The organism is Erwinia sp. HR93 (assembly GCF_034555055.1).
GTDB classification, from domain to species: domain Bacteria; phylum Pseudomonadota; class Gammaproteobacteria; order Enterobacterales; family Enterobacteriaceae; genus Apirhabdus; species Apirhabdus apintestini.
This window is the reverse complement of the sequence record NZ_JAXUDP010000001.1, coordinates 2,328,161-2,354,710: the sequence shown is the minus strand read 5'-3', so window position 1 is coordinate 2,354,710 and position 26,550 is coordinate 2,328,161. Positions and strand designations below refer to the sequence as shown.

Below are 26,550 nucleotides of genomic sequence, written 5' to 3'. Positions count from 1 at the left end.
CGTCATTCGATGTGTTATGTAGCACAACCTAAGCGGGGCTGACGTAACGAAGTGAATGAGCCACTGCAATATCACTTGCAATCTCCGTGCCAATATTGCTAAGTCAGCCTTTTTCGCTGCATTATCCGGGTGTTATTGTTTGTTAAAATGATTAAAGCAAAGTAATAAAAAATCATCAATTCGTCTTCCATAAGCGACATATTATTACGTTAAAATACATTAAGTAATAAAATCAATGAATTATATGTCTCTATACGGAGACGCTCTGATTATTCCTATGTCGCTATTATGCGACGTCGTAACGTTTCCTGCCGTAACAATAAAAATATTATCACTTATAGCTGTGCGCCCGTTTGGCGCACGCAGATAAATGACCGCCGTTCTATAAACCGGAACACCCTAAAGTCTCATTGTTGCTAACGGCATATCGCAACACCGCTGACGCCCTGCCTGCATAAGTCGTCTAATACGAACAGTCTCACATACCGGATGCCGGGCTCACGAGGTTCGCTTTGTGGAGTGATTAGATGATTCGGGACGCGAGCAGCGCCAGGTAAGCAGCCAAAAAGCGTAAAATCGTTTTAATCCTCCGCGACCGCGCAACGCTTTGGCTGGCATTCAGGCAGTAATGCCGTTAACAGTACGGCATATATTTTGTTTTATCGACAACACGAAACTATGACCTTAGTAATTCGTCATATAGCACAGCAAACAACGGCTATACGCGATTTAGCGTAAAAACCGCTGATAACCGTTTCTCTCCCACATCATTTTTGCGCCAGATAATCACTCGTGAATATTTATATGGAGCACCAGCCTGGTGGAATAACGTTTCATTTACCCTGCACCCCGCCTGGCAGCGGGCAGCCATTGGAGGCAGATTTTTCTTATCACGCATTATAATCAACGGGTTAGAAAAACCATCCTCCAAAGGGAAGTTCCTGCGCACCATTTATTCATTAAACGCCAAATTAGAAATGGTCGCGTCAGTACCGCCTGCACGACAGACGGCACTGATAACGTTTTAAAAAACGCCTCCGCCGCTGGCAGCTCCGGCGGCCGCCTCTCTCAAACGGGCAGGTAAGTCGGGCATCGCTCACAAGAAGTAAGTACGCAGGTTAGCCTTCTCCGCACCGCGTATTCAACCTTGTATACCACTCAGCCAAGCTGGCGGCGAGCATTACGGAACAGGCGCATCCAGGGACTATCTTCTCCCCATTCCTGCGGATGCCACGAGTGAGTAACGGTTCGGAAAACGCGCTCCGGGTGCGGCATCATTATAGTGACGCGCCCGGATTCATTTGTCACAGCGGTAACACCGTTGGGTGAACCATTTGGGTTTGCCGGATAGCGCGCCGCAGTGCGCCCGTAATTATCAACAAAGCGCATGGCCACCTGCTTTTTCTCTTCCAGAAGAGCCAGATGCGCCTCATCGCGCAGTTCCGCGCGCCCTTCTCCGTGTGAAACAACTATCGGCAGCCGCGCGCCGGCCATGTCGGCTAACAGCAGAGACGGACTGTCCGCCACTTCTACCAGGCTCAGGCGCGCCTCAAAGCGCGCCGAGCGGTTACGAACAAAGCGCGGCCACGCTTCGCTACCGGGAATTAGTTCACGCAGCGCGGAGAGCATCTGGCAGCCGTTGCACACCCCAAGCGTCAGCGTCTGTGGGTGCTCAAAAAACGAACTAAAAGCATCCCGCAGAAGCGAATTAAATAAAATCGATTTCGCCCATCCCTCCCCGGCGCCTAATACGTCGCCATAGGAGAAACCGCCGCAGGCGACCAGCGCCTGCGCATTCTGCAGGGAATAACGCCCGGCGATTAAATCACTCATGTGCACATCCACCGCGTCAAAACCCGCCCGATGAAACGCCGCGGCCATCTCTGCGTGTGAATTAACGCCCTGCTCGCGCAATACCGCGACAACAGGCCGTATTCCGCTCGCAATATAGGGCGCGGCAATATCCTCTTCGGTATCCCAGTGCAGCTTCACATTTAAGCCGGGATCGGTCACATCGGCCCTGCTCTCATGCTCTTCATCGGCGCAGGCCGGGTTATCACGCCGCCGCTGCATTTGCCAGCTTGTCTCCCCCCACCATTGACGCAACACCGAACAGTGTTCGCGATACACCGTCTCCTCGCCTGCGGTGATAATAAATTCATCGCCCGGCACCGCGCGCCCCAGATAATGTACACAGTCTGCCAGACCGAATTCTGTAAACGTTGCCATCACGGCGTCATACTCAGCCACCGCTATTTGGATTACCGCGCCCAATTCCTCATTAAATAACGCTGCCAGCGCGTCCTCACCCAATCCTGCGATATCAACATTCACCCCGCAGCGCCCGGCAAACGCCATTTCGGCCAGCGTTGCAAGCAATCCGCCGTCTGAACGATCGTGATAGGCCAGTAACCGCCGCCAGGCGAGCAGCGTCTGAATAGCCTCAAAGAACCCCTTGAGCTGTGCGACGTCGCGCACATCCGCGCTGCTATCGCCCAATTGCTGATACACTTGCGCCAGCGCGCTCGCCCCCAGCGCGCACTTCCCTTTGCCTAAATCCACCAGCAGCAGCGCATTCTCCTGCAGGCTAAGCTGAGGCGTCACGGTCCGCCGCACATCTTCTACGCGTGCGAAAGCGGAAATAATCAGCGACAGCGGCGAGGTCATTTCCCGCTCCGTTTCACCCTGTCGCCAGCGCGTTTGCATTGACATCGAATCTTTCCCAACCGGGATAGTCAATCCGAGCGCCGGGCACAGTTCTTCCCCTATCGCTTTCACTGCGGCATATAACCCGGCGTCTTCGCCGGGGTGGCCCGCTGCGGCCATCCAGTTCGCGGAAAGCTTTACGCGCCGCAAATCGCCGATGTGCGCAGCGGCGATATTGGTTAGCGCCTCGCCCACCGCCAGCCTTGCCGATGCGGCATAATCAAGAAGCGCTACTGGGGTGCGTTCCCCAATGGCTATTGCCTCGCCGTAATAGCTATCAAAGCTGGCGGTAGTCACCGCGCAGTCTGCTACCGGCACCTGCCACGGGCCAACCATTTGATCGCGCGCGACCATACCGCCGACAGTGCGATCGCCGATAGTTATCAAAAATGTTTTTTCCGCCACTGCGGGCAGCTGAAGCACGCGCTTTACCGCTTCCTGTAACTTAATTTCTTCACGGGCCAGCGGCTGAGTGCAGACCTGCAGGCGCTCAACGTGACGCTCCATGCGCGGTGCCTTCCCGAGCAGCGTATCCAGCGCTAAATCAATCGGTTGATTGTCGAAATGTGCGTCTGTCAGCGTAAGCCGCTGCGCCCGCGTCGCTTCACCGATAACGGCGAACGGCGCCCTTTCCCGGTGGCAAATCGCACTGAATTCAGCGAGACGCTGCGGTGCGACCGCCAAAACATAGCGCTCCTGCGACTCGTTGCACCATATTTCCAGCGGACTCAGGCCGGTTTCATCAACGGGAATATCGCGCAGGGTAAAGCGTCCGCCGCGCCCGCCGTCATTGATTAGCTCTGGCATAGCGTTGGATAGCCCGCCCGCGCCGACATCATGAATAAATAGAATCGGGTTATTCGCACCCTGCTGCCAGCAGCTATCGATGACCTCCTGGCAGCGGCGCTCCATTTCAGGGTTATCGCGCTGCACGGAGGCAAAATCCAAATCCGCGTCCGATTGCCCCGAGGCCATAGACGACGCTGCACCGCCTCCCAGCCCAATATTCATGGCCGGGCCGCCTAACACAATAAGCTGCGCACCGGGCGGGATTTCCCCTTTTTGCACGTGCTCCGCGCGAATATTGCCTACCCCGCCCGCCAGCATAATCGGCTTATGATAGCCGCGTAGCTCAGTGCCGTTATGGTTCACCACCCGGGCCTCATAGGTACGAAAGTAGCCATTAATCGCCGGGCGGCCGAATTCGTTATTGTAAGCGGCCGCGCCCAGCGGCCCTTCCGTCATGATTTCCAGAGCGGAAGCGATTCGCGTCGGTTTGCCAAAATCCGTTTCCCAGGGCTGCTCAAAACCGGGGATACGTAAATTGGAGGTTGAAAAACCAATCAGCCCGGCCTTTGGCTTCGCGCCGCGCCCGGTGGCGCCTTCATCACGTAGCTCTCCGCCAGAACCCGTAGCCGCGCCGGGCCACGGCGAAATCGCCGTTGGGTGATTGTGGGTTTCCACTTTCATCAAAATATGTACTGGCTCGTGGGAATAACGGTAGCTACCGGACGTAGGATCGGCAAAGAAACGTCCGGCATCTGAGCCTTCCATAACTGCCGCATTATCTTTATAGGCAGACAGCACATAATCCGGAGTTTGCCGGAAGGTATTTTTAATCATGTCAAACAGCGAATGCGGCTGTTTTTCACCGTTTATGGTCCAGCGTGCATTAAAAATCTTATGCCGACAGTGCTCGGAATTCGCCTGCGCGAACATGTATAACTCAACGTCGGTTGGGTTACGGCCTTCCCGCGTAAAAGCATCGAATAAATACCTAATTTCATCTTTCGCCAGCGCCAGCCCCAACCTGACATTCGCCTCTTCAAGTGCAGATATCCCTTGCGTCAACATATCTATATGCTGTGCGGGCGCTGGCGCCCGGTGTGTAAACAGCGCATGCGCGTCCTGCATGCGGGTAAACGCTGCTTCGGTCATACGATCGCACACGATGTCTATCGCCGCGCTTATCTGCGCCTCGCTCAGCGGTTCGCCGGCCAAATAATAGGCAATACCGCGCTCCAGACGCGTTACCTGGGGCAAACCACAGTTATGGGCGATATCAGTCGCTTTTGAAGACCAGGGCGAGCGCGTTCCCGGACGCGGGGTGACCAGAATAAGCTGCCCCATTGGCTCGCTCTCACGGGCAGTGGGGCCATAGCATAACAGGCGCACCAGCCGGGCATGGGAATCGCTATCCAGGCCATGCGCTAAATCGGCAAAATGCACAAATTCAGCGTGAATCTCCACTATCGGCAGCCGCCGCTCGGCGAATTGGGTCAGAAGTTTTTGGATCTGAAAGGGCGATAAGGCGGGGGAACCACGCAGAATTTCCATCATAAGGTCTCTCGTTTGCGAAACGTCCTGACGCCGCGAAAAGTGGCGCCACGCTGGAAAACGAGAGCCATTATAGAGAAACCCCGACGCTGACGAAACCGTTTGCGTCAAAATAAAAACCGCGGACTGGCCGTAACAAACTGTGCACAAATAACGTACTCAGGTTGCCAGCACCGGGATTGTTGAGCAAAATGCAGCTCTCAAAAAACAACTTCCCCTTGAGAACATTACGGCTTTTGACTCGCGCTTAGGCTATTGCAGAGATTTAACTTATTGAAAAAACTAAAGCTTAACTATCTGCTGATCGGCGTTGTCGCGCTATTGCTGGCCGTCGCACTCTGGCCTACCGTGCCCTGGACCGGCGGCACGGAAAACCGTATCGCTGCGATTAAAGCGCGCGGCGAACTGCGGGTAAGCACGATTGCCTCACCGCTCACCTGGAGTCGAATCAATAATGAAGAAACGGTGGGGCTGGATTACGAACTGGCCCGCGAGTTCGCCGATTATCTGGGGGTAGAGCTTAAAATTACGGTTCGTTCGGGCATTGATAAACTTTTTGATGATTTAGATACAGGCGCTGCCGACATTCTGGCCGCCGGACTAGTTTATAACAACGCGCGCAGTAAAAATTACCAGCCCGGCCCCGCCTACTATTCCGTCTCGCAGCAAATGGTGTATCGCATGGGGTCTCCCCGCCCCAAAAGCCTTGCAGGAATCACCAGCGAAAACCTAACTATCGCCGCCGGGCTGGCGGTACTCAACGATTTAAATACGCTCAAACAGGAAAAGTACCCGCACCTTGAATGGCGGGTCGACGCCACGCGCAACAGCACCATGTTATTACGGAAAGTTCTGGATGGGACACTGGCCTATACGATCGCCGACTCGGTGGCGATAGGGCTTTTCCAGCGCATCCACCCTCAGCTCGCCGTCGCGCTGGATATCACGGACGAGCAGCCGGTTACCTGGTTTACTCCGCGCGATAGTGACGACAGCCTGTCCGCCGCGATGCTCGATTTCTTTGCCCGCGTTAACGCCAACGGCACCCTATCGCGGCTGGAAGAAAAATATCTGGGCCACGTCGGCGCGTTTGACTATGTGGATACCCGTAGCTTCCTGCGGGCCGTCGACAATATTCTGCCCTCACTGCTACCGCTATTTAAGAAATACGCAACGCGCATCGACTGGCGCCTGCTGGCGGCCATCGCCTATCAAGAATCGCACTGGGATACCCATGCGACATCGCCAACCGGCGTTCGGGGGCTAATGATGCTCACCAAAAATACGGCGCAGAGTTTAGGCCTGACCGATCGGTTGAATGCAGAACAGAGTATTCGCGGCGGCGCGCGCTACCTGAACGATATGCTCGAAAAAGTGCCAGATTCTGTGCCGGAAGGCGAGCGCATTTGGTTTGCGCTGGCCGCGTACAACATGGGCTACGCGCACATGCTGGACGCCAGAGCGCTAACCGCAAAGCTGCGCGGAAACCCCGATAGCTGGAGCGACGTGAAACAAACCCTGCCGTTGCTCAGCCAGAAAAATTGGTATAAGAAAACGACCTATGGCTACGCGCGCGGCCATGAAGCGCTGGCGTATGTAGAAAATATTCGCAAATACCATATGAGCCTGGTGGGATATCTAATGGAAAAAACGCATCAGAAAATGCTGCACCAGCGCCTGGCGCAAAGCTACCCGGTGGTGAAACCGCCGGAGGTGGCTCAGCCGCGCATGGAGCCAGCGCTGATGACGCCCGTCCCCGACACCGATGAGGATACGTCTTCAATCTCCACAAACTCTCTAATGCAGATGCTTACTCATTAGCCGCCTGCGCACCCGCTTTTCTCTACTATCAGGTTGTTATTTAGCAACCCACACGGCGCATAAAAGCCGCGTTAATATGCAGCGTAAATAGGTCTGACGTTCAGTGGTTTAATTATCTCCTTCATCGACCGTAACTGGGTTAAAACGGCCCCATAATACCCTTCTATTTTTATTGTTATTTTTAAATTATCATAGTCAGATTTTTAGAATTACTACCTTTTTTAATCAGAGAATAAATGAATATTAATTACTCCCGGATAGCAAAATTATTATTAATCTCTTCTGCAGGATTCATGCTTTCTGGCTGTTTCAGCATAATGCTGGCAACAAACTCCGGATATAAAAATAAGTTAGAGCATTGGAGAAATGACACAATCATTGGTTTATCGCTGGCACAGAATACCGAAGGAAAGAAGAGATATGTTTTTGTCGGGGAGATCTTTGACTACCTACTCCTGGAAGGCGGCGATGAGGTAGTTAAGATGCTTATGGACCCTCGTATCGACCGACATACTATGAACGTTAACCATCCGGCAAAATTCACGCTCAATTATGATAAAAAGCAATTTACGGGTGAATTAACGCTCAAATATCAGATAAAAACCGAGGAAGAAAGGCAGGCCGCAATAAGTTACAATTTTTACTGCTCGGGAAATGACTGCACAAAAAACATTTATAAATTGAAGGGAAGCATTCATAAGAAAAATAATAAGCAGAACTATTCAAAGGAGCTCAAATTCTATCACTCATTTTACGTTGCATTTTATAAATATAAAACGTCCGGTATTTCATTCGGGGCAGCGAAAGCATTACGGCCGGTAGCCATGACGCTTGATATCGTCACTTCACCGCTACAGTTGGTGGGGTTTGGTATTATTGGAGGCATATTAAATAGTAATTAATTCAGCAAAATGGAAACCTGTAAGGCCTTTCGTAGAATGAGAGGCTTTCAAAAAGCAAGTATTTCCATAAAGCTAAACCTACAGGAATGATTTTAATATCTGCTTTTTCATGGTAACCATTCTAATTATCACGCTCCATATCGCTTAAAAATCATCATCGTGCCTCTGCAATATGCTTTCGAGGAAATGTCACTCAGGCAGCGCTTATGGCTGGGCGAAATCAAATCGCACTGAATTTTATAAACTCCTGGCACGCCATGAACTGGATGCTAATGATTTCAAACTGTAATTTTACCACTGGCGCGCACTGCCGCACTGAAGAGCGCCGGTTGCCGTGCAAGCCGGTCGCAGCGTTGATTTGAAGTCAGGATATTTCATGAAAAAGATCGATGCGATTATTAAACCGTTCACGCTGAATGATGTTCGCGAGGCGCTGGCGGAAGTCGGAGTTACGGGATAACGGTCACCGAGGTGAAGAGATTTGGGCGCCAGAAAGGGCACACTATCCTCACAAAAGGAAGGTTAATCATTACTTCATATTCCTTTTTGGGTTACGGCCATTGGGTGATATGTGTTCTTAGATATTTGGGCGCCAGAAAGGGCACACTATCCTCACAAAAGGAAGGTTAATCATTACTTCATATTCCTTTTTGGGTTACGGCCATTGGGTGATATGTGTTCTTAGATAGCGCCTTCACACTTAAGGCGCGTTACGCTCCGCCGGACTCCACTTTGCGCTGCGCTTTATGCTGGCGGCGACGCTCGCGAAAAAAATCGCTTAACAGCGAAGAGCACGCCTCCGCCAGCACGCCTTCAGTGACCTGTACGCGGTGATTCATTCCCGGATGAGCCAACACATCGAGCAGCGAGCCGGCTGCGCCCGTTTTCGCATCACGGGCGCCAAACACCAGCCTGCCGATGCGGCTGTGTACTATGGCCCCCGCGCACATCACGCACGGTTCCAACGTGACGTAGAGCGTGCTGTCCAGTAAGCGATAATTCTGTAACACCGCGCCGCCCTGCCGCAGCGCCATAATCTCAGCGTGCGCGGTAGGATCGTGGCGGCTGATAGAGCGGTTCCAGCCCTCGCCGATAGCGCACCCGGCGTGCACCAGCACAGCGCCAACGGGGACTTCGCCTTCGTCCCACGCGCGCTGAGCCAGCGCCATGGCGTGACGCATCCAGTATTCATCATCATTGGCATGTTCTGACACACGGCTCTCCATGGAGGTAAATGCGTCGCGCATTATACACAGCGAAAAGCCTTATTCCAGTTGCTGCAGTTCGCCGCGCGGCGTTACGCGCCAGCGGTGCTGGCAAAACCACAGTAACGGGTTGTCCTGGCTGCTGTCGCTATAGCCGCTCCACAGGCATAACGGCGAACCGATACGCTGCTCCAGTTGGATAACTTTTTCCGGCCCCAGGCAGCGCAGCGTCAATACCCATCCGCCCCAGCGCCGCTGGATTTGACTGGCGATAAGATTAACCTCACTAAACCAGCGACGATCGCCGTAAACCTGCTCCACCAGCGGCTGCGGCGAGCCGGTAATCAACCACACATCAACATCATCATGAGCCAGATAGTCGTCCAGCCGCGCCTGTACGCCAGGGAAACCGGTAACCCGGCTGCGAAACCAGGCGACGAAATCGCGCTCCAGTTGCCGGAGGCGAGCCTCGCGATGCCCGAAGGTGCAGCCCCAGAGCAACGCGCTCATCGGCCAGCGGGCCGCGCGCCCCCAAACCAGCAAACCAAGCAGCACCAGCGGCAATATCAGGACCACCAGCACCATATTCTGCGGCTGACGGCGAAGCAGCCAGCGCAAAAAACAACCAAACATATCTTGCTGATGCAACGTCCCGTCAAGGTCAAAGAAAACTACGCGTCGCTCGCCTGCGCTCAAACCGTTACTCCTGTGGATCGCGAAAACCTAATAGCCAGGTAAATACAAAACCGGCGACAACCGCCGCTAAATACCCTATCAGATATAGCATGACTTTCCCGGATACGATCGTCAATGCCAGCGGCAAACCTGAAATACCGAAGGTAATCACCGTCGCCACGCCCCAATAGCTCATTAGCGCGCCGCCGACGGCGCCGCCCAGACAGGCAGCGATAAACGGCCGCCCGAGCGGCAGCGTGACGCCAAAAATAAGCGGTTCCCCGACCCCGAGCAGCCCGGCGGGCAGCGCGCTGGTAATAACGCGCCGAAGCCGCACGCTGCGGGTTTTCGCCAGTACCGCCAGCGCGGCGCCTAACTGCCCGACGCCGGCCATTGCCAGGATGGGAAACAGCGCGTTGTAACCATAGGCCTGGATAAGTTCCACGTGGATAGGGACCAGCCCCTGATGCAGGCCGGTCAACACCAGCGGCAAAAAAGCGCCGGATAAAATCGCGCCCATTAACAGCCCGCCGTGTTCAACCGCGAGCATAGCGCCGTGCGCAATAGCATCCGACATCCATCCGCCCAGCGGTTGCAGCGCGACGATTGCCGCGGTACCGGCAATTAATGTCGTTAGCAGGGGATTAAGAATTAATTCCAGCGCCCCGGGCAGCAGAGCACGCAGACGCTTCTCAATCCAGCACATCAGCGCCACTACCAGCACCACCGCAATCACGCCGCCGCGCCCCGGCTGCAGCGGTTCATCAAACAGGGTAATTTGCGCCAACTGAGGGCTGGAGAGGATCCCGGCCATCACGCCGCCCATCGCCATCGATCCGCCGAAAATTTTGGCGGCGTTAACGCCAACCAGAATATTCATGATCGCAAACACCGCGCTGCCAAAAATACCTAATAGCCCCAGCGCGTTGGGCCAGTGCGCGGCAAAATCGCCGACGAGATCCGGGCGCTTCAGGATATTAATAATGCCGGTAATTAACCCCGAGGCGATAAACGCGGGAATGAGCGGGATGAAAATATTCGCGAGCTGGCGCAGCGCATCGCTCACCGGCGTTTTATAGCGCGCGCTGACGCGGGCTTTTGTGCGCGCCGCCGCGTCTTGTTCCGCAGCGTGCGGCCGCATTTGCTCGCGCATGGCGTCTACAATTTGCGCCGCGCGCCCCGGCCCGGCGATCAATTGATGCTGCTCGCCCTGCTTCACGTAGCCGCTTATCTTCGGCAGCGCTTTAAGCGCCTCCGGCGCCATCCGCGACGCATCGTGAACTTCGATGCGCACGCGGGTCATGCAATTTTCCAGGCGCAGGATATTATCCTCGCCGCCCACGCCCTGAATAATTGCCCGCGCCAACGTCCGTGTATCCACTGTAGCCTCCTTATTCGCCGCGCAGCGCCGCACGCAAATAGCCCTGATGTTCGGCAAGCCGCGCACGCGCCGTATCAGCATCCACGCCGCCCAGCAGCATAAGGATAGCGGGCTTAACGTCATACTCGGTCTGCTTTAGCGCTGCCTCCGCTTCTTCGCGGGGGACGCCCGTTGCCTCAACCACGATGCGGCAGGCGCGATCGATAAGCTTCACGTTGGTCGCCTTCATATCCACCATCAGGTTTTGGTATACCTTGCCAAAGCGCACCATCGCGCCGGTCGAAATCATATTCAACACCAGCTTTTGCGCCGTACCGGACTTCAGGCGGGTAGAGCCGGTCAGCGCCTCCGGGCCGACCAGCGGTGAAATGGCGATATCCGCCGCCTGCGCTATCGGGGAGTCGGGATTGCAGGAGATAGCCACGGTGCAGCAACCGCAGCGCCGCGCGTACTCAAGGCCGCCTATCACGTAAGGGGTGCGGCCCGATGCCGCCAGCCCAATCACCAGATCCCGGGCTTCAAGCCGCAGCGCATTAAGATCTTCTTCGCCCAAACGAGAATTATCCTCCGCGCCCTCCACCGCTTTCAGAATCGCCCCCGGCCCACCGGCTATCAAACCAATAACCCTGTCCGGTGCCACGCCGAAGGTGGGCGGGCACTCTGCCGCATCCAGCACGCCCAGGCGCCCGCTGGTGCCCGCGCCCATATAAATAATGCGCCCCCCCGCCCGCAGCGCCTGCGCGGCGGCGTCCACCGCCTGCGCCACCTGCGGCAGCGTCGCCTTAACCGCTGGCGCGACCAGCGCATCCTGCTCGTTAAAACGCGTTACCATATCCAGCGAGGAAAGAGAGTCGAGATCCAGCGTGTGGGGATTACGGGTCTCAGAAAGTAAAGCGCCGAGATTCATACCGATTCCTTTGAATAATTTATTCACAAAAGTGCGCCAATGATGGAATATAAAATTCAAATTCGCGAGTAGAAAAGCCCCAATCTTTGGTAACGATCACGCGAAATAACGATAACAGGAGACAGGCAATGAACTGCTTAACCACGCTGCGCCAGCGCTATGACAACCTGACGCCGGGCGGGAAAAAACTGGCGGACTACGTACTGGACGACCCTGCCAGAGCGCGCCATCTCAGTTCGCAGCAGCTGGCGCAGGCCGCGGGCGTTAGTCAGTCCAGCGTGGTGAAGTTCGCCCAGCACCTGGGCTATAAAGGCTTTCCCTCGCTGAAGATAGCCATCAGCGACGCGCTGGGGAGTTTTGCCCCTGCCCGGAAGTTGCACAATCATATTCTGGCAGACGATCCTTTGCGCCTCGTGGGCGAGAAGCTGATTCAGGAGAAGACGGCGGCCATGCGCGCCACCCTAGAGATGAACGATGAGGCGACTTTACAGCAGGCAATCACGCTAATTACCAACGCCAAACGCATCCTGCTCACCGGCATTGGCGCTTCCGGGTTAGTCGCGAAAGACCTGGCCTGGAAGCTCATGAAAATAGGCATTCACGCCGGCGCTGAGCAAGACATGCACGCGCTGCTGGCCGCCAGCCAGGCGATGCGTGAGGGCGACCTGCTGCTGGCCGTTTCCAGCTCCGGCGAGCGCCGGGAGATTAACCTTGCCGCGCAGGAGACCCGGCGCGCCGGCGCCCAGGTGCTGGCAATTACCGGCTTTACCCCGAACACGCTGCGCCAGTGCGCCAGTGCGTGCCTGTTTACCGGCGCAGACGATCGGGCAACCCGCAGCGCCGCTATCTCCTCCACCAGCGCACAGATGATGCTCACCGATTTGCTGTTTATGGCGCTGATTCAGCATCACCCGGATCACGCTGCAAAATATATTCGTCACAGCGAGGCGCTGGTGAGGCGGTTGGGGGAGTAGAGTCTGGAGCTATAACCAACAGCGGCGCGCCTTTATTTGTTATGAAGCGGATGATAGAATCTTACTAATAATTTTAACAGCGCAGATAATTCATCATGATAATAAGCTACTATTTAACTTTATTATGTAAAACAATATCTCCCCGCCGGGCAGTAATGATTTTCAACTCTACCAAGCTATCCAGGCGACAATATACTTCAATGTTTAAAAAAGCCGGAATAGTATTAAATAATAGCTATTTAACCAAGCCTATTTATTTTTGTTCAGGTAAAACCTCCTTTGACGAGGGAACTTACATCAATACGGATTGTAAGTTTATTGATAATGATTATATTACCATTGGTAAAGGTTGTGCCTTAGGCCCGGGCGTTCATATATATACCGCGACTCACCCGTTAAATTACCAGGACAGAGTTAACACCCGGCGAATAACCGCTCCCGTAACTATTAAAGATAAAGTATGGATAGGCGGAGGAACCATTATTCTTCCGGGTGTTTGTATTGAGGAAGGCGCCGTTATAGCTGCAGGTTCAGTAGTAACAACAGATATTCCGCCTTATTGTTTATATGCCGGAAACCCTGCCAGGTTTAAAAAATATATTGAATAGATTTTAAGAAATACGGTACCACCCCATTAATTTAATAAAGGTATTTATTACCGATATCGCAGATCCAGAACCGGTGTTAGCCGTGGTTCCTGAGAGGGTGTGAGTATGTGCTCCCATACCAACCGTATGCGAGTGAGCGCCAATGGCCACAGTGTGAGCATGAGCGCCCGCAGAACCACTTTTTCTTCCTGTACCGGGCTGTAAAGAGGTATGGCTTGCATCACCATAAAATGATTTCATGTCTGCGCCTACATCATGGGTGTGAGCGCCTGTGTTGTTAGTAGATTTAGTTCCATAATCGAAACCGCTGGTAGTTTTCGTTCCATAGTCAAAACTGCTGGTTGTAGCTGAAAACGCATGGCTATGCGCAGGAAGATTTCCCGCTGCCAGTGTCACAGAATCGGCGCCCCCCACCGTCATAACATCGGCACCGGTCGCTGCGGCTAATCGTATTGTTTTATTTTCTCCAATATATTTCCATACCGTGCCGGGGAATAGCTTATTGGGGTCTTTATTCTGCGCGAACCACACCACTATGCCGACCGGATATATACCATCAATACTTACTTTACTGGCAATATCATATGCAGCTTTAACGGCCCTGGGTGTTGCTGCCATCGTTTCATCATTGCTATCAATAGCGCTACTTAACTTAGTAATCCCGGCCACCGTTCCCGATGCGGCTGGTATTGTATTGCTAACATGTTTGGATAGCGCATTGATGAAATTTGCTTTTAAAGCTTCAACATCACCATTATCAATAATATCATTATCCATGGTATCCGAAATAAACTGCGCAACCACATGAGAAATGACCGATGACTGTCGCCAAACAGTATTCAGCTCCTTTGATCGTGCGACACCAGCGCTAAACCCACTGTTTCGAGATAATAATTTTGCATATTCTTCTGTGGTTAGTACGTTCGCCCCATCTGCGATAGCAAATGGTAAAAATTCATTCTTAGCCATCATTTATTCCTAAAGTGTTATTGCCCAACTTCCAGAATCAAATCCGGAAACCAAGCCGTTATCAACATCAAAACCATAAATCCCAGAATTCTCTTCAGAGCTTATTTTATTATTTATACGCACACCCAATGACTTAACATTTAAATACCCTTGCTTAAGCAAGGCTTTAATTGCTTCAGGTATAATGCCGCCGGTCAAATAAACATCTATAGACATATCCTGATTATCAATAAAAAAGAGATTAATGGACTTCCCTAAAGCCATGCTCTTATATATATCAACTAACTTTTCGTAAGTGCCATTCCATTGGTTAGCCAATGTTTTAGCTCTTAACATGGCGATATAAGATTCATCATCCAGATCAGTGACGCCATCATCAGGATCAAACTCCCTTTTCCAGCTACCCTGCTCCCACCCCACGCCTTCAGTATCAAACGCGAAATAAACATCCGTTAAGGGGGTGGTGATTCGCCGCCCGCGCCCAATCCATAGCCCCAAAATATCCAGTTGCTTGCCAGCGGCGCTATCCAAATCAAATGCAGGCACCAGCGCGGCGCTGGCCGCCTGCTGCGCGCTGAAGGCATCGCCAAGCGCGCTGACGGTGGCAAAAAACTTTTTTCCTTCACGCTGGGCTGACGGAATTAACCTGTCATATTTATTCATGCGTTCACCGTCGTGATGGCTATATTTTCAGGCGCGCTGACCACCATCTCATTAAAGGCGATATCAATATTGCCGGCGCTTAATGCCTGTGAGTCGATACCAATGTCCAGCGATAAAATTTCATAGGTATTTCCCCCGGCGCTGGCGCTCAGGCTGGCGGGCTTGAACAGGCGCGAACAATACAGCGTGTCACCAATGGTCAGCGTATTGATATAGTTACTGACGGCATTCGCGACGCCATTGCCGATTTCAGTGGTGTAGCCCGCAAGCGGCTTCAGTTTAATTTCCGCATAAACCGGGATGCGGGTGGGGCGAAAGAAGTTGATCGTGCGTGCGATGCCCCAGGCATCCGTGACCGTTTCCTGGGTGGTTCCCCAGGTCGGCACGCCGGGCGTTTTTTTCAGGGCGATGGTTTGCGCAATACTCTGCGAATCACCGCCGTCAATCACCACGGCAATACTGTGCGCGGGGATACCGTTAGCATCCGTTTCGGAAGTATCGTTATCCAGCGCCCGCACCCGACGCACGCCGGTCAGGTTCGCCAGCGCGCCGTGCAGCCCCTCCATAATCGAGCGCGACGGCAGCGCCACGGAAAGCGCCTGCCGCTGGCGCAGTTCGGCATCGGTTTCTACCGGCCGCCCTTCGGTTGCCGCCGCCGGATTGGTGGCGCCATGCCAGCCCTGGGTCGGGGTAGCAATTTCGCTCACTTCGCCGGGTAAAGCGCCGATGGCGCCAATGGTCTGGCAGGTCGCCGTGGCCGTGGCCTGCCCGTGTAAGTCAAGGGTCACCACCTCGGGCAGCGACCACACATTGCCGGCCAAATCCCGCACCTGCCCGCCGTGGATAACCGTCCCTACTCGCCCGCTCAACAGCAGATCGACCGTTGAATAACTCGCCGCTTTGCGGGCAATACCGTTAATTTTTACATTGCGCGATAGCCCTTCACCGACACCCGTCGCCGGGCTGAATGAGTTCCAGGCGGCAAGCGTGGCGTTATTACAGCCGTGCATGGCATAGGCGATAAGCGAAAGCAGCATGCCGTCTTTGCTGTCCGGTTCAATGTAAATATCGCTGCCGTAAATATCTCTGAATAGCGATTGCCACAGCCCCAGGATGGTTTGAAAATCCGGCGCCGTCATGCCTGCCTGCCCTATTGTCGGCAGCATTTTGTCGATCACCTCTTCATACATCGACCGTTACCTCCCCGTACACGGTGTCCAGCGTCGCTGAATACACCAGGCGACGCGTTTGACTGTCATTTTTTGTGGTAAAACTCAGCAGGGTTTTGACGCCGGGGGTACCGGTTATGCGTTCCCGCACCGCCAGCGCATACAGCGCCGGTGGCTGCTTGCCTAGTACGGCGTCCTGCCACGGCGTGCCTTCTGTGTTATCCAGAAACCATTCTCCGCGCCATAGCCGCAGGCGCGTGCGCACCGCCTGGGCCACGGCCTGCGGCGAATTCTCCAGGAAGCCCGCGTCCCCGGTACCAAAGACGTAATCGCCGTGAATTTCTGTGCGATATTTCATTATTGAGGTGCTCCCGTATTGTTCGGCCCGCTCATTACGCCAGGGTGCGTGTGCGTGACCAGGCTTATCCCCTGCGCCGTTGCATTTTTGGCCACCGTCAGGTTTCCCTGAATAGTGACATCGCCGCTAAAGGAGACCGTCGGCGATGTCACATCGACACCGCCATCGGCTTTAACGCTGACCTTACCCGGCGTTTCCACCCGGATATCGTGAGCGGCAGCGACTTCGATAAAGGCCGCGCCGTCATCGGTACGAAGCTGCGCGCCGGTGGCGCTGATTTCAGGGATGCGCCGCGCCTGCGACTGAGGGCCGGGCACCACAAAGGCATCGGACAGCGAATGCTGCCGCGCCGCCGTAGTCTCCTGCGTGCTGCCGTTTTGCCACCAAAAATCAATGGCCCTGTCAGCGAAGAGCAGCAGGCATTCGTCGCCTTCGCGCAGTGGGAAGGTGAGCGTACACCCGCCTCCGCGCGGGAAGATAACCGGTACATCGACCAGTAAGGGATAATCCAGCGATGCCACTTCGCCACCGCTGTCCATGCTCCGCCCTTTCACCGATGGCTTCACCACGCAGGTAACGCTTTCAGAGTCGAAGGACTGGATAATGCCGGGCAGCGCCACGTGAAGTTCACTGCCAATTGCCGCCGCCAGCGATGAAAACGCCTCAAGCGCATCAGCGCTGAGGTTTTCTGTTTGTAATGCCATAAAAACTCCTGACCAAAAATCTGCCTTTCAGGAAGGCGCCATTAACCCCGCTCCGGCAATCAGGGCAGATATCCACGCCGCTAAGCCCTTATTTCAGGCCGCGGGGCAGCGTCTTCAGGCGAGGTTTTGTTGCCTGCCATATCCGCATACATCGGCGTTCGCCACGGATAAAAAAAGCCCGCCGGAAAGGCGGGCTGTAGGGCGAATAAGCTCAGACAGGGCGTAGCGTAACGCGTAATCGCCGGACAATAACGCTCCCCACGGATTGTGATAAGCAGGCGAATCAGCGCCGGCGGATATACCGCGCTTTATCCCTACTTCTTCTGTTCGGTGGTGGGCTCGCGCGTGTCGCCGCGCGCCTGGCAAATCAAATCCATTTTCCACTCCGGGCCGTGGGTATTACCGCTGTAAGTGATCCCACGCACCACATACACCCCGTCTCCGGCAAGTGACGCCGGCGGTTCATCGATTCCCCACAGGGAATAATCGCCGTTGGCCTGTTTCGTTAAAATGGTGCTTTGCCGGTAAGCGTCGTCTTTGTCGGTGGACAACAACGCCTTATCGCTGAGCGCCTGCATTTGGATAGCGCGACGATCGATGTGCACCAGCCCGTTTATGCGGATCGCTGGGTTGAGTAAACTGGCGGCCATAATCGCCGAGCCGGTGGTGCGCTGGGGCGAGCCGAGCAGCCCGGTGGCCGCATTCAAAACGATAGCCTGGTTGACGATAGTGGCATCATTGAACATTTCCAGCCGACCGTCTAAAAACTGCCAGTGCGCCTGACAGTTTTTCGCCAGTTCATCCAGATACCCGGTAATGCTGCCATTAAAGGTTTTCCCGCGCGGATATTTATGCGCCGGGAAAGGAACCGTTTGCCCGCGCACGATGCCATACTCTTTTTCCAGCTTTTGTTGCAGCAGGTTATACACATCTGCTTCGGTATAGCCTTTGGCGAGCGTCGCGGAAATGCGCGCATAGCTGTAAGCTTCAAAGCCGTCCAGCGCCTGAATTTTTACCCAACTGTCCGTGCCGCTGTGGCCGTCGATAACAATACGGATATCACCGCTGAAAATTGTGCCATATTGCGTGGCGTCGCTGACTGTGTGTGCTTTCCCCACCTCGCTGGCATCGACAACCTCTGCGCCGTCAAAATAACCCGCACCGGTGCCGTAATACCCCGCAGAGAGCCGTATTTTGGCAAACTCATGGGCTAACAGGCGGTTTACCGTATTCGCGCTCAGATTGTGAACCGTGATGGTGGCAATACGCGGCGTGTTGGTCTGTTTCCAGCTAATGGTAAATTCCACGCTAAAATCCGACAGAATAATACCGGAGCCGTCCTCTTTTAATAGTTCAAGTTCAAAACGCCGCCGCCAGAATTTCCCCATATCTCCTCCTGACCTTATGCGCTGATGTACCACAGATGGTGGCGCGCGCCGAGGCTGGTTTTCCCCGGCGCCGGTTGCCCGGGATCGTCGGCAATCACGTGCAGCTCTCCGCGCAGGCCGAGGTGGCGATAAGGTGCCAGTAAGTCACCACCGGTTACCAGCGGCAGGCCGCTCAGCAGCGGCATATCGTTCTCATCGCGGATGTCAGCAAGCCATCCGGCCTCGTCGCGCCACTGCAGCGTAAAAGACAGCTGCTGACCGCCGAGCTGGATAGAAAAGCGCTGGTTATCCGCCGTTAATGGGATCTCGCCTATCGTCATACTGCCCCCTGGCGCAACGCCATTTTTTTGCCGCTGTCCTGCACCGGCCTGACGCTTTTCATTCCGGCGTTTTGTAGCGCCGAGGTCGATACTCCCTGCGTCATGTTGGTTTTCGGTGCCGCGCTTTTTTGCTGGCTCTCCACCAGCACGACTTCTTTTAACTCCAGGTCGCACGTTAGGTTGTGCTCATCGCCCTTTGTCGTGGAGGTAGCTATCGAAGTCAGCAGCATATTTTCATAGGTCCGCTTGCTGGTGACGACCCTGATAAGCGCCGCGCTTTTTTGCAGCGCAATCAGGCTGTCGAGGGTTTCCGCCGGGCTAAGCCCGGACTTTATCTGCCAGCCGGTGGTATCTATAAAATTCAGCAGCGAGCCGCCACCGGCAAACCCACACTTCATTGTTACCGCCGCCGGTTCCACCCAGGCGTGATCGCTAATACTGGCACCACGCTCAACCGGTAGCGAAGTGACGTTCAGCTTGTGCGCGTGGGTCTCCACTGTTACCACCGTCGGTACCAGGGTGCCGATGCGGTGACCGTAGGCGGTAAATATTGCAGAAAGAATATCCATTACACCCCCCTTGGCCTGAGGATTTGATCGATACGTGAGAAGTTACCCATAATTTTCTCAGACAAAATATCCGCCGTGGCGCGCGGGTCTTTCGCACCGTTAATATAAAACTGATTAGTTTGCTGGATATTGTTAGTTACCGGGGCGGGTGTCGGCATCATAAACATCGAATTATTAATACCGGTACGATTCATGCCAATTAAAGCGGGATTAAATTCACCGGTTAATTTCGCACTCATCGGGCGCATTATTGCAATACAGGTTTCTGTGAATTTTGATAATACCTCTGAAAGACGATTACACGCTTCAAGGTATGCGGCAGAGAGGTCCGGTGATGCGTTACCCGACTTACTTTTGCTCCATATATCGTATCCCAGCGAAATAGCATTAACGGCAATACCAACCGGCCCGCCTAATAACGCAGATCCGATCCTCAGCGCTGGTTTTGCTACTTTCCATGCCTGTGCCACCACCGGTGCTGCTCGCGTAAAGCCTTTCATCGCCAGGCTACTTATATTTTTAAAAGCGCCCCCTAATTTTTGCCGCCATCCGGTTTTAACCGCGGATGCTGGCAAAGCCACCGGTGGTTTTTTTACCGAAATCGGTTTTGACTTTGGCACCGGTTTTGCCGAAGGCGTATTCGCTTTGCCCGCTTTCCGTTTATTTTTTGCCGAAGGTTTATGCCCGGAACGAACAGTGCGATTTTTGGTTCCTGATTTTTTACTTCCACCACCTGCCATATCCGCTAAAAAACCCAGCGTTTTTTTCCCGGAAACACCCAGTCTGGCAAATGCCCCTAAAATCCCTAATAGCCATTTTCCTGCGATAAAGATGAGAATCGAATTAAATACACTATTCCATCCTCCCATCAGATCTTTGACTGCAATGATCTGATTAATTAACCCCGGTAATTTATCGACTGCAAAATTCGCCAGATAGCCAATTTTATTAATAAAGCTGTCCATCGCCGCGTCGATTTCCGGCATATTCGTCAAAATCAGATTGATAAATTTTTCGAGCGGCCCGCTTAGCGCATTACCCAGACGCGCGCCGTATTTGCTGCCGAGAATGCTCCCCAGCTCATTCAGTTTATTAAATGCGGTAAAAAATGGCTGGCTCTGTTTTTCCGCAAGGCCAGGGTCAAAATGCGTTTGCGCGGTTAACTGCTGATACTGCGTTTGGTTATCCGCCAGACCGCGCTGCATGCTGATGCGTGCGTCATCGCCAATACCGATTTTTTGCGCCAGCGCTCTTGCCTGCGCGTCGGGCAGCTCTGCAATCCGCTTACTGAGATCGCTAAATATCGCATAGGTATCCCGCGCCTTCCCCGACGCGTCTTTGGTGGCTATGCCCTGCTGGCGTAGCACGCTGCGGTTGTTACTGTTTTTTAAGAACTGACCCAGCGCGCTAAACGCCTGCAGCGTACCGGTTATCGAACCGCCCACCTGCTTCGTGGCGTACAGCAGCGTCTGGTATTGCCCCAGTTTCATGCCGGCAAGCTGGCTGGCACGGGATATGCTCTGTAATTCAGACGCCACTTTTTGACTGAATGTTAGTAGCGCATTGTTAAATTTTACCAGCGACGCGCTGAGTTCATTGATTTTCGGCGTCTCGTTGGCAAGGTATGTAATGACGCGCGAGTAGCGCCCCTCGCTGGCGCTAGCTCCTGCAGTTTTACTCTTAGCCATGTTCCTCTCTCCAGCGCTCAATCCGGGCCTGATTGTCCATCTGCATTGCCAGGTAGTCGTTCATGAGCGCGATGTCATATAAGTCCACCGCGCCGTTTTTAAGCGACTGCCAGTCGAGATGAAAAACTTCTGCCGGGCGCAGAATAAAATCTTCTCCGTCCGGCAGCGTATCCAGAATCAGGCCGTTAGCGGGCCGGGTATCTCCGCGCCGGGGAGTTCGTGCAAAAAATTTCCCAGCGAGTCGGCCACCACCCGGGCCACGAGCTGCAGCATGGTCATCAGGTCGATATCATCAAACGCCAGCGTGCCGTGGCTAAATACCGGTACCCAGGACTGCATATGCTCACGGGAAACCACCCCCAGGCAGGGGTGGAGAATAGCGTCGCAATCTTCATCGCTAATGCTGCTAATAGCCTCAGCGATTTTTGGCAGCAGGTCGCCCATGGCGGTTTCGGAGGCGCCCTGCGCCTCCTGGAATTCAGCGGCCAGCTCCGCCAGCACCGGGAGTAGCTTACGCGCAACCCTGAGCTGTTCGAAAACGCCGAGCTTGGCGATGCGGTAATTCGCGTCTTTAATCGTTAGCTCCATGGTTTAAAACTCTCCCAGCACCTGGTCGATTTTGCCGCAGTCAAATTCCCAGGAAACCGCGCCGCCTTCTTTGCCGTTTTTATATTCGGGTAGCTGTTTAAAAGCGACTTCGCGCGCGGTTATCGTATCGCCAGACACTGAGTTGCGAATGACAATGACATTTTTGCCCCAGGTGGCAGAAGACTGAGTTTGTGCGTTATAGGCCAGAGAGAGCTTTTTATTCACCGGCGACGTTTTCATCAGGCTGACGGTAACGCTGCCGGTTTTACCCGGCACCATGCTGTGCATGACTTCACCGTCAATGCCTTCGGTCATGGTGTTTTTCGCCCCGGTCATTTTTACGCTAATGCCCTCTTCCGCGTTAGCGGAGCCGGCGCCCAGGTCGATAACGCCGGTCGGGCCGGCGAGAGAAGCGGTGACATCCAGAAAAGAGTAAGTACCCATAATATTATTGCTCCTTATCGTACAACGTTAATTTCAACATCGGCGTAGTGCACCGCACCCGCCAGTTTGCATGCCACCTGAATCACCGGCGCGCGGCGCGCTTCCCGGTCAGCCTGTGCCTGGCTGGCTACCGCCGGGGCATAGACGTAATAGCCTTTGGTCAGCGTATCACCCGCCATCAGTTCACCAATATCGCCGCCGTTCCAGACTCCCGGTGCCACCAGGCCATTAACCACGGCCTGATCCATCGATTGCTCCACATTGCTCAACAGACGCGTTACGCCTGCATCGGTCTGCGGGATTTTTGTGGTGCTGGTGTACAGCAGGTTAAACAGGTTGTTTTGCACATAGTTTTGCAGCCAGTCGAGGCCGTGGCGTTCATCAAAGAAGTCGCCGTTGCACATCACGCCTTCCTGAATAATGGCGGTGTCGTTGTTGTAGTTAACAAATACGTTGCAGTTTTTCGCCTGCAGCGCTTTGGCCTGGCTCTGAGTCAGCGTTTCGGCGCGGATCCCCGGTTCACGCTTGAATTTAAGCGTGATCGTGGTGTTATTTCCGTTGAAGTTAACGCTAAAAGCGCGACCAAACAGGGAGGCGGCCGCAAAAGGCGAAGCGCTGGAGTACTGAGTAAAAGTACGGCTGTAATTCGCCGCTTTCAGCTTCGAGGCGATATCGTCTTTGGTATCCGAGGCCAGTACGCTGGTGCTTTGAACCGTATGGCCGAAACAGCGCGAGGTCGAATCCGCTTCAATAAACGCAGCCGCTGCCAGTACCTCGTCATCGCTGAGCTGCTCATCGGCAATGACTACGCCGTACCAGTCGCCGGAAGCGGCAGACAGCGCGGCCAGGCAATCGGCGATACTTTCTTTCGACTTACCTTCCACTGGCTGCGCGCCCGCTTCCTGTGTCAACCCCATCAGGGTTGCCAGGTCGCTGCCTTCTTTCGGCGCGGAGGCATAGCCCACCGATGAGCCCTCACCGTTAGTAATTGACTGCACGCTAAAGCGCGCGTTGGCGGCGTCCCAAAATACGGTCGAGCCTTCCAGCGCGTCCTGTAAACGCCCGGCGACGCCATTAAGAGAAGTTTCCGCACTTAAATCGACGGCGCTGACCTGTTTTTCCTGGCCATCGAGGGTAATGGATAATGCACCGTCTTTGATGGCGGTAAAGCGCGCCATTTGCTGGGCGTCTTCCGCCAGCGTAGCGCCGCGCAGCAGCGCCGCCGATTCCGTTTTCAGCCAGCGACCAATCAAAATATCAACCGGGCGCGGTGACTGCTGGTAATACAGGCTTGCCGCCTGATATTCCGGCATATCCATCCCAAAATCGGCGCTTACGCCTTCCATATCTGAATAGGCGCGCAAACGCTCGCCGCCATCAATAACGTCACTACCGCCGACGACCAGCAGCGCACCAAAATTGCGTGCCTGCGCCGCGCGGGCGGCCATATTTACCGTAACGTTTACCACATTAGAAACGGGCAACCCTTGTGACATAACTTATTCTCCTGTGAAGAAAGTGACGGGGGCCTGAGTCAGCGACATTACGCCGTACTCACGCGCCACCGTGCGATAAAGGCGCAGCGTCACGTCATAACGCTTTACCCATTGGTTATTAATTTGTTTGGCAACGCCGATTAGCGCCCCATGACCGCCGAAGGCGAAGCCCAGCGCGCGCAGTTCATCCTGGTTCTGGGCAACCAGTACGCCGTCAAGGAATCGCGCGGCGTAACGCTGGCCGAGCGGCCCCCAGAACCACAGACGACAGGAAACGGTCTCGCCCCGCTTTAGCGTGACCAGCTCCTCTTCCTGCGCCGTACAGACGGCATTCGGGTCACGCCCGATAAATACCGCCGCATATTCACACCAGTTCTCCACCTTCGGCGGTTCCTGCCCCTCATTACGCATCGGGATGACCGCCTGTGACGACAGCCCGGAAACACCGGTAATCCAGCCGGCGATAAGTTTATCCAGCTCGGCGTCATACGCCGGGTCATCGTTCCGGGGCGTCAGCCACCCCGGTGCGTTGCTACTGTTAGTCACATCCCCTCCTTTAATGCGCGATTACCGCAGTAGGCGCGCATAAAAAAGCCCCGAAAGTTCGGGGCTTTAAATCGATGAAATTGAAAAAATGTGCGGCTGGCGAAACAAAGCTAATAGCTGAACGCCGGTTACCGCCAGGTTTAGCCTCACCCAAAAAGGCGGTGGTGCGTTTATCGTACCGTTAATGCGTCATAACTGGCTTCACAGGCTCGGCCTCGCCGCCAGGCGTCGTCAGCAAACGCTGCCAGTTGTTGATTGCGCGCGACAGATTGCGCGAACAGCCGGGCAAGCATATCGCAGGCGGTTTTGGCTGACGCGCCTGCACCGCAAGCCCCGGTATCGCAGGAGGCGCCGGCGTCGTGCCGATATCGCCTGAGCTGAGCGTGCAGGCGCTGAGCAGCAGAGCGGGCATCAGCGGCATCGCGATTCGCATTAGCCAGTTGTTTTTCCACACGGTCTGTCACCTCCTTTACCGCCTGATTTCTGCGCTGTTCTTCGACCCGGAACTGCGCCTGTTGCCGCGCCAGCGTTTGTGCCTGCTTTGCACTGTACTGCGCCCATTGCGCCTGCCATTTTTCCTGCGCGCGCTGATACCCAATCCGATAGCCAAAGGCACCAGCGGCAATAAATGCAAAGACAGGAAGAAACTTCAACATGGCTGTTCCCCAGTTTCCCATTATTATGTTGACCACGCTGTTTATTGGCTGAGGCTTAACGCGCCGTACAATTAAATAAATATGCTCAGCGCGTAATAGCCCGCCGGTTAGTAATAATAGCGCTGTTATTCAGCCCCGATAAAACCTGTTAACAGGCCATTAATTACATCACTCACCGGCGATAAATATAACCAGAAGAGAAAATTCAATTATTAATAGCATTTACTTTCTTACAGTTCGCTATCGTATTATTTGAAGACGCATACTGAAAATTTACCCAGGCAGCCTGTTTTTCTCACTGAGAAAAGTGATAATCTGGGCGAGTAACATATTCTTTATACAATGATGTCGCTCACAGAAATATCCTGTTAATTCTGCGTTTATTTCCCCGATGACTTTCTAATTTCACTGCCAGGTGAGCGCCGATTAAAGATTGTCAGCGCTTTATCTCGAACCTTTTCTGCACCAACAAACCCAATAGTCGCCCCTACGAATGTTACCGCATTTGCCGGTAAGCCAAATAACTCCAGTGAACCGGCTATGGCTAGCGTCAGAATGCCACACGACAGCGCACCGGTAACCGTTTTTACTACTGACTTTCCATCATATATGCTCATTAACGCAGAGATACTACCGGCTGCGCCAGCGGCTAATAATGACGGGAGATAATCATTCACCCATTTCATGCTTTTATCTGTAATCTCATGAATATTGTACACCGTACTTCTCCGGATACGCCCGAAGATCTCAACTATCTCCCTCCGCCCGTTTATTATTAAAATAGCTATTTTGCGTCAAACGGCGTTGGTATCATGCCGCGCGATAACTACTTATCCGGCGCTAATAAATAATAAAAACGAGTCAGCAATATACTAAGTAACCAGGCGAAACCTAAATAGCGTCCATGCATTATGACAGATGAGCATCTTATTAAAATTGAATCACGGCGCGGTAGATTTGCCGTATGTTTATATGGCCGGCTATGCTGCGGAAAGAAAATAGTCCTGCTCTGCCCGGCGGCGCCTGACCAGGCCGGGCATCGACTCCCCGCCAGCCCATGTCCAGCGCAAAAATTGCTGCGCGGCGCCCTGATAATTGCCCTGATTCAATTTCTGAAGTAGCAGCGAGGTGGAAAATGCGCGGGTACCAATATTCCAGGCCAGGCTAACTAGTGCATCAAACTGATTTTGGCTCACCGGGACTTTAAGCAAACGATTCACCGCCTGTTCATAGCTCACCAGCCCACAGCGCAGGAGCTGTTCGGCTTTATTACGCGTAATTTTCATGTCTTTATGAACCGGAACGCCATCAACGGGCCGCGTCCATCCGTAGCCAATACTCCAGGGGTCGCCGCCCGTGGCGGGATCGGGATAAGCTTCAAGGCGACATCCCTCAAAGTTTTTAATAAGGGCTATTCCTTTTTCACTAATATTCATACTGTTTAAACCTGATTATTATTCTATATTCCAGATAGAT

At 53.9% G+C, this 26,550-nt stretch carries 26 protein-coding genes and 2 pseudogenes; 6 read left to right on the top strand and 22 right to left on the bottom strand.

Annotated features, from left to right (window positions below; all coding sequences use genetic code 11):
• Window positions 1-1,158 precede the first annotated feature (1,158 nt).
• Window positions 1,159-5,046, bottom strand: coding sequence for a phosphoribosylformylglycinamidine synthase (gene purL, locus SFA31_RS10955; protein ID WP_322837999.1), 3,888 nt, complete (start codon window positions 5,044-5,046; stop codon window positions 1,159-1,161).
• Between the two features lie 270 nt (window positions 5,047-5,316).
• Between purL and mltF the strand changes: the two genes are divergently transcribed.
• The 4 genes and pseudogenes from mltF to SFA31_RS10935 form a co-directional block, all read left to right on the top strand.
• The gene (gene mltF / locus SFA31_RS10950) at window positions 5,317-6,864 is read left to right on the top strand and encodes a membrane-bound lytic murein transglycosylase MltF (protein ID WP_322837998.1); all 1,548 of its coding nucleotides are present in this window, start codon (window positions 5,317-5,319) and stop codon (window positions 6,862-6,864) included.
• Between the two features lie 236 nt (window positions 6,865-7,100).
• The gene (locus SFA31_RS10945) at window positions 7,101-7,766 is read left to right on the top strand and encodes a hypothetical protein (RefSeq protein WP_322837997.1); all 666 of its coding nucleotides are present in this window, start codon (window positions 7,101-7,103) and stop codon (window positions 7,764-7,766) included.
• A gap of 179 nt (window positions 7,767-7,945) precedes the next feature.
• Window positions 7,946-8,055 (top strand): annotated as a pseudogene (locus SFA31_RS10940) (hypothetical protein); the annotation flags it as partial.
• Between the two features lie 87 nt (window positions 8,056-8,142).
• Window positions 8,143-8,285, top strand: a pseudogene (locus SFA31_RS10935) (P-II family nitrogen regulator); the annotation flags it as partial.
• 191 nt (window positions 8,286-8,476) lie between these two features.
• Here SFA31_RS10935 and tadA read toward each other — a convergent pair.
• Genes tadA through murQ form a run of 4 tightly spaced genes read right to left on the bottom strand, consistent with a single transcriptional unit; the run spans window position 8,477 to window position 11,934 of the window.
• The gene (tadA, locus tag SFA31_RS10930) at window positions 8,477-9,013 is read right to left on the bottom strand and encodes a tRNA adenosine(34) deaminase TadA (protein WP_322837996.1); all 537 of its coding nucleotides are present in this window, start codon (window positions 9,011-9,013) and stop codon (window positions 8,477-8,479) included.
• 18 nt (window positions 9,014-9,031) lie between these two features.
• A complete protein-coding gene (gene yfhb, locus SFA31_RS10925) occupies window positions 9,032-9,667 on the bottom strand; it encodes a phosphatidylglycerophosphatase C (RefSeq protein WP_322837995.1) in 636 nt (211 codons plus the stop codon).
• 4 nt (window positions 9,668-9,671) lie between these two features.
• The gene (locus SFA31_RS10920) at window positions 9,672-11,027 is read right to left on the bottom strand and encodes a PTS transporter subunit EIIC (protein ID WP_322837994.1); all 1,356 of its coding nucleotides are present in this window, start codon (window positions 11,025-11,027) and stop codon (window positions 9,672-9,674) included.
• Window positions 11,028-11,037: 10 nt separating this feature from the next.
• The gene (gene murQ, locus SFA31_RS10915; protein WP_322837993.1) at window positions 11,038-11,934 is read right to left on the bottom strand and encodes an N-acetylmuramic acid 6-phosphate etherase; all 897 of its coding nucleotides are present in this window, start codon (window positions 11,932-11,934) and stop codon (window positions 11,038-11,040) included.
• Window positions 11,935-12,062: 128 nt separating this feature from the next.
• On the opposite strand from murQ, the gene SFA31_RS10910 reads away from it, so the two are divergent.
• Together SFA31_RS10910 and SFA31_RS10905 are read left to right on the top strand one after the other, a co-directional pair.
• On the top strand, window positions 12,063-12,908 hold the full coding sequence (locus tag SFA31_RS10910; RefSeq protein ID WP_322837992.1) for a MurR/RpiR family transcriptional regulator: 846 nt from the start codon (window positions 12,063-12,065) through the stop codon (window positions 12,906-12,908).
• A gap of 200 nt (window positions 12,909-13,108) precedes the next feature.
• On the top strand, window positions 13,109-13,516 hold the full coding sequence (locus SFA31_RS10905; protein WP_322837991.1) for a DapH/DapD/GlmU-related protein: 408 nt from the start codon (window positions 13,109-13,111) through the stop codon (window positions 13,514-13,516).
• Window positions 13,517-13,519: 3 nt separating this feature from the next.
• Here SFA31_RS10905 and SFA31_RS10900 read toward each other — a convergent pair whose 3' ends face one another.
• The 17 genes from SFA31_RS10900 to SFA31_RS10825 form a co-directional block, all read right to left on the bottom strand.
• Entirely contained in the window at window positions 13,520-14,488 is a 969-nt protein-coding gene (locus SFA31_RS10900; protein WP_322837990.1) for a phage tail protein, read from the bottom strand.
• Window positions 14,489-14,494: 6 nt separating this feature from the next.
• On the bottom strand, window positions 14,495-15,148 hold the full coding sequence (locus SFA31_RS10895) for a DUF2612 domain-containing protein (protein ID WP_322837989.1): 654 nt from the start codon (window positions 15,146-15,148) through the stop codon (window positions 14,495-14,497).
• Window positions 15,145-16,338, bottom strand: a complete 1,194-nt coding sequence (locus tag SFA31_RS10890; RefSeq protein ID WP_322837988.1) for a baseplate J/gp47 family protein — start codon at window positions 16,336-16,338, stop codon at window positions 15,145-15,147. Before SFA31_RS10890 ends, SFA31_RS10895 begins: the two co-directional genes overlap by 4 nt.
• Window positions 16,331-16,675, bottom strand: a complete 345-nt coding sequence (locus SFA31_RS10885) for a hypothetical protein (RefSeq protein WP_322837987.1) — start codon at window positions 16,673-16,675, stop codon at window positions 16,331-16,333. The genes SFA31_RS10890 and SFA31_RS10885 overlap by 8 nt, the downstream gene beginning before the upstream one ends.
• Window positions 16,675-17,379: a Gp138 family membrane-puncturing spike protein gene (locus SFA31_RS10880; protein WP_322837986.1), complete on the bottom strand. Its 705-nt coding sequence runs from the start codon at window positions 17,377-17,379 to the stop codon at window positions 16,675-16,677. The genes SFA31_RS10885 and SFA31_RS10880 overlap by 1 nt, the downstream gene beginning before the upstream one ends.
• A 314-nt stretch (window positions 17,380-17,693) precedes the next feature.
• The gene (locus tag SFA31_RS10875; RefSeq protein ID WP_322837985.1) at window positions 17,694-18,767 is read right to left on the bottom strand and encodes a hypothetical protein; all 1,074 of its coding nucleotides are present in this window, start codon (window positions 18,765-18,767) and stop codon (window positions 17,694-17,696) included.
• A 14-nt stretch (window positions 18,768-18,781) separates the two neighbouring features.
• Window positions 18,782-19,087, bottom strand: a complete 306-nt coding sequence (locus SFA31_RS10870; RefSeq protein WP_322837984.1) for a phage baseplate plug family protein — start codon at window positions 19,085-19,087, stop codon at window positions 18,782-18,784.
• The gene (locus SFA31_RS10865; RefSeq protein ID WP_322837983.1) at window positions 19,084-19,656 is read right to left on the bottom strand and encodes a phage baseplate protein; all 573 of its coding nucleotides are present in this window, start codon (window positions 19,654-19,656) and stop codon (window positions 19,084-19,086) included. Before SFA31_RS10865 ends, SFA31_RS10870 begins: the two co-directional genes overlap by 4 nt.
• A complete protein-coding gene (locus SFA31_RS10860) occupies window positions 19,656-21,344 on the bottom strand; it encodes a hypothetical protein (protein ID WP_322837982.1) in 1,689 nt (562 codons plus the stop codon). Before SFA31_RS10860 ends, SFA31_RS10865 begins: the two co-directional genes overlap by 1 nt.
• A complete protein-coding gene (locus tag SFA31_RS19085) occupies window positions 21,337-21,408 on the bottom strand; it encodes a DUF6889 family protein (protein ID WP_416208352.1) in 72 nt (23 codons plus the stop codon). Before SFA31_RS19085 ends, SFA31_RS10860 begins: the two co-directional genes overlap by 8 nt.
• A 113-nt stretch (window positions 21,409-21,521) precedes the next feature.
• Window positions 21,522-21,932 carry a phage tail assembly chaperone gene (locus SFA31_RS10855; protein WP_322837981.1) on the bottom strand — a complete coding sequence of 137 codons (411 nt, stop codon included), beginning with the start codon at window positions 21,930-21,932 and terminating at the stop codon, window positions 21,522-21,524.
• Window positions 21,933-21,935: 3 nt separating this feature from the next.
• Window positions 21,936-22,376 (bottom strand): phage structural protein, encoded by a 441-nt coding sequence (locus SFA31_RS10850; protein ID WP_322837980.1) that lies wholly within the window; start codon window positions 22,374-22,376, stop codon window positions 21,936-21,938.
• A gap of 14 nt (window positions 22,377-22,390) precedes the next feature.
• Window positions 22,391-23,872 carry a DUF3383 domain-containing protein gene (locus SFA31_RS10845; protein WP_322837979.1) on the bottom strand — a complete coding sequence of 494 codons (1,482 nt, stop codon included), beginning with the start codon at window positions 23,870-23,872 and terminating at the stop codon, window positions 22,391-22,393.
• A gap of 3 nt (window positions 23,873-23,875) precedes the next feature.
• Window positions 23,876-24,418 carry a hypothetical protein gene (locus SFA31_RS10840; RefSeq protein ID WP_322837978.1) on the bottom strand — a complete coding sequence of 181 codons (543 nt, stop codon included), beginning with the start codon at window positions 24,416-24,418 and terminating at the stop codon, window positions 23,876-23,878.
• A gap of 170 nt (window positions 24,419-24,588) precedes the next feature.
• Window positions 24,589-25,074: a DUF2514 family protein gene (locus tag SFA31_RS10835; protein WP_322837977.1), complete on the bottom strand. Its 486-nt coding sequence runs from the start codon at window positions 25,072-25,074 to the stop codon at window positions 24,589-24,591.
• 380 nt (window positions 25,075-25,454) lie between these two features.
• A complete protein-coding gene (locus SFA31_RS10830; protein ID WP_416208327.1) occupies window positions 25,455-25,793 on the bottom strand; it encodes a phage holin, lambda family in 339 nt (112 codons plus the stop codon).
• A 261-nt stretch (window positions 25,794-26,054) separates the two neighbouring features.
• Window positions 26,055-26,510, bottom strand: a complete 456-nt coding sequence (locus SFA31_RS10825) for a lysozyme (RefSeq protein WP_322837976.1) — start codon at window positions 26,508-26,510, stop codon at window positions 26,055-26,057.
• Window positions 26,511-26,550: the final 40 nt, after the last annotated feature.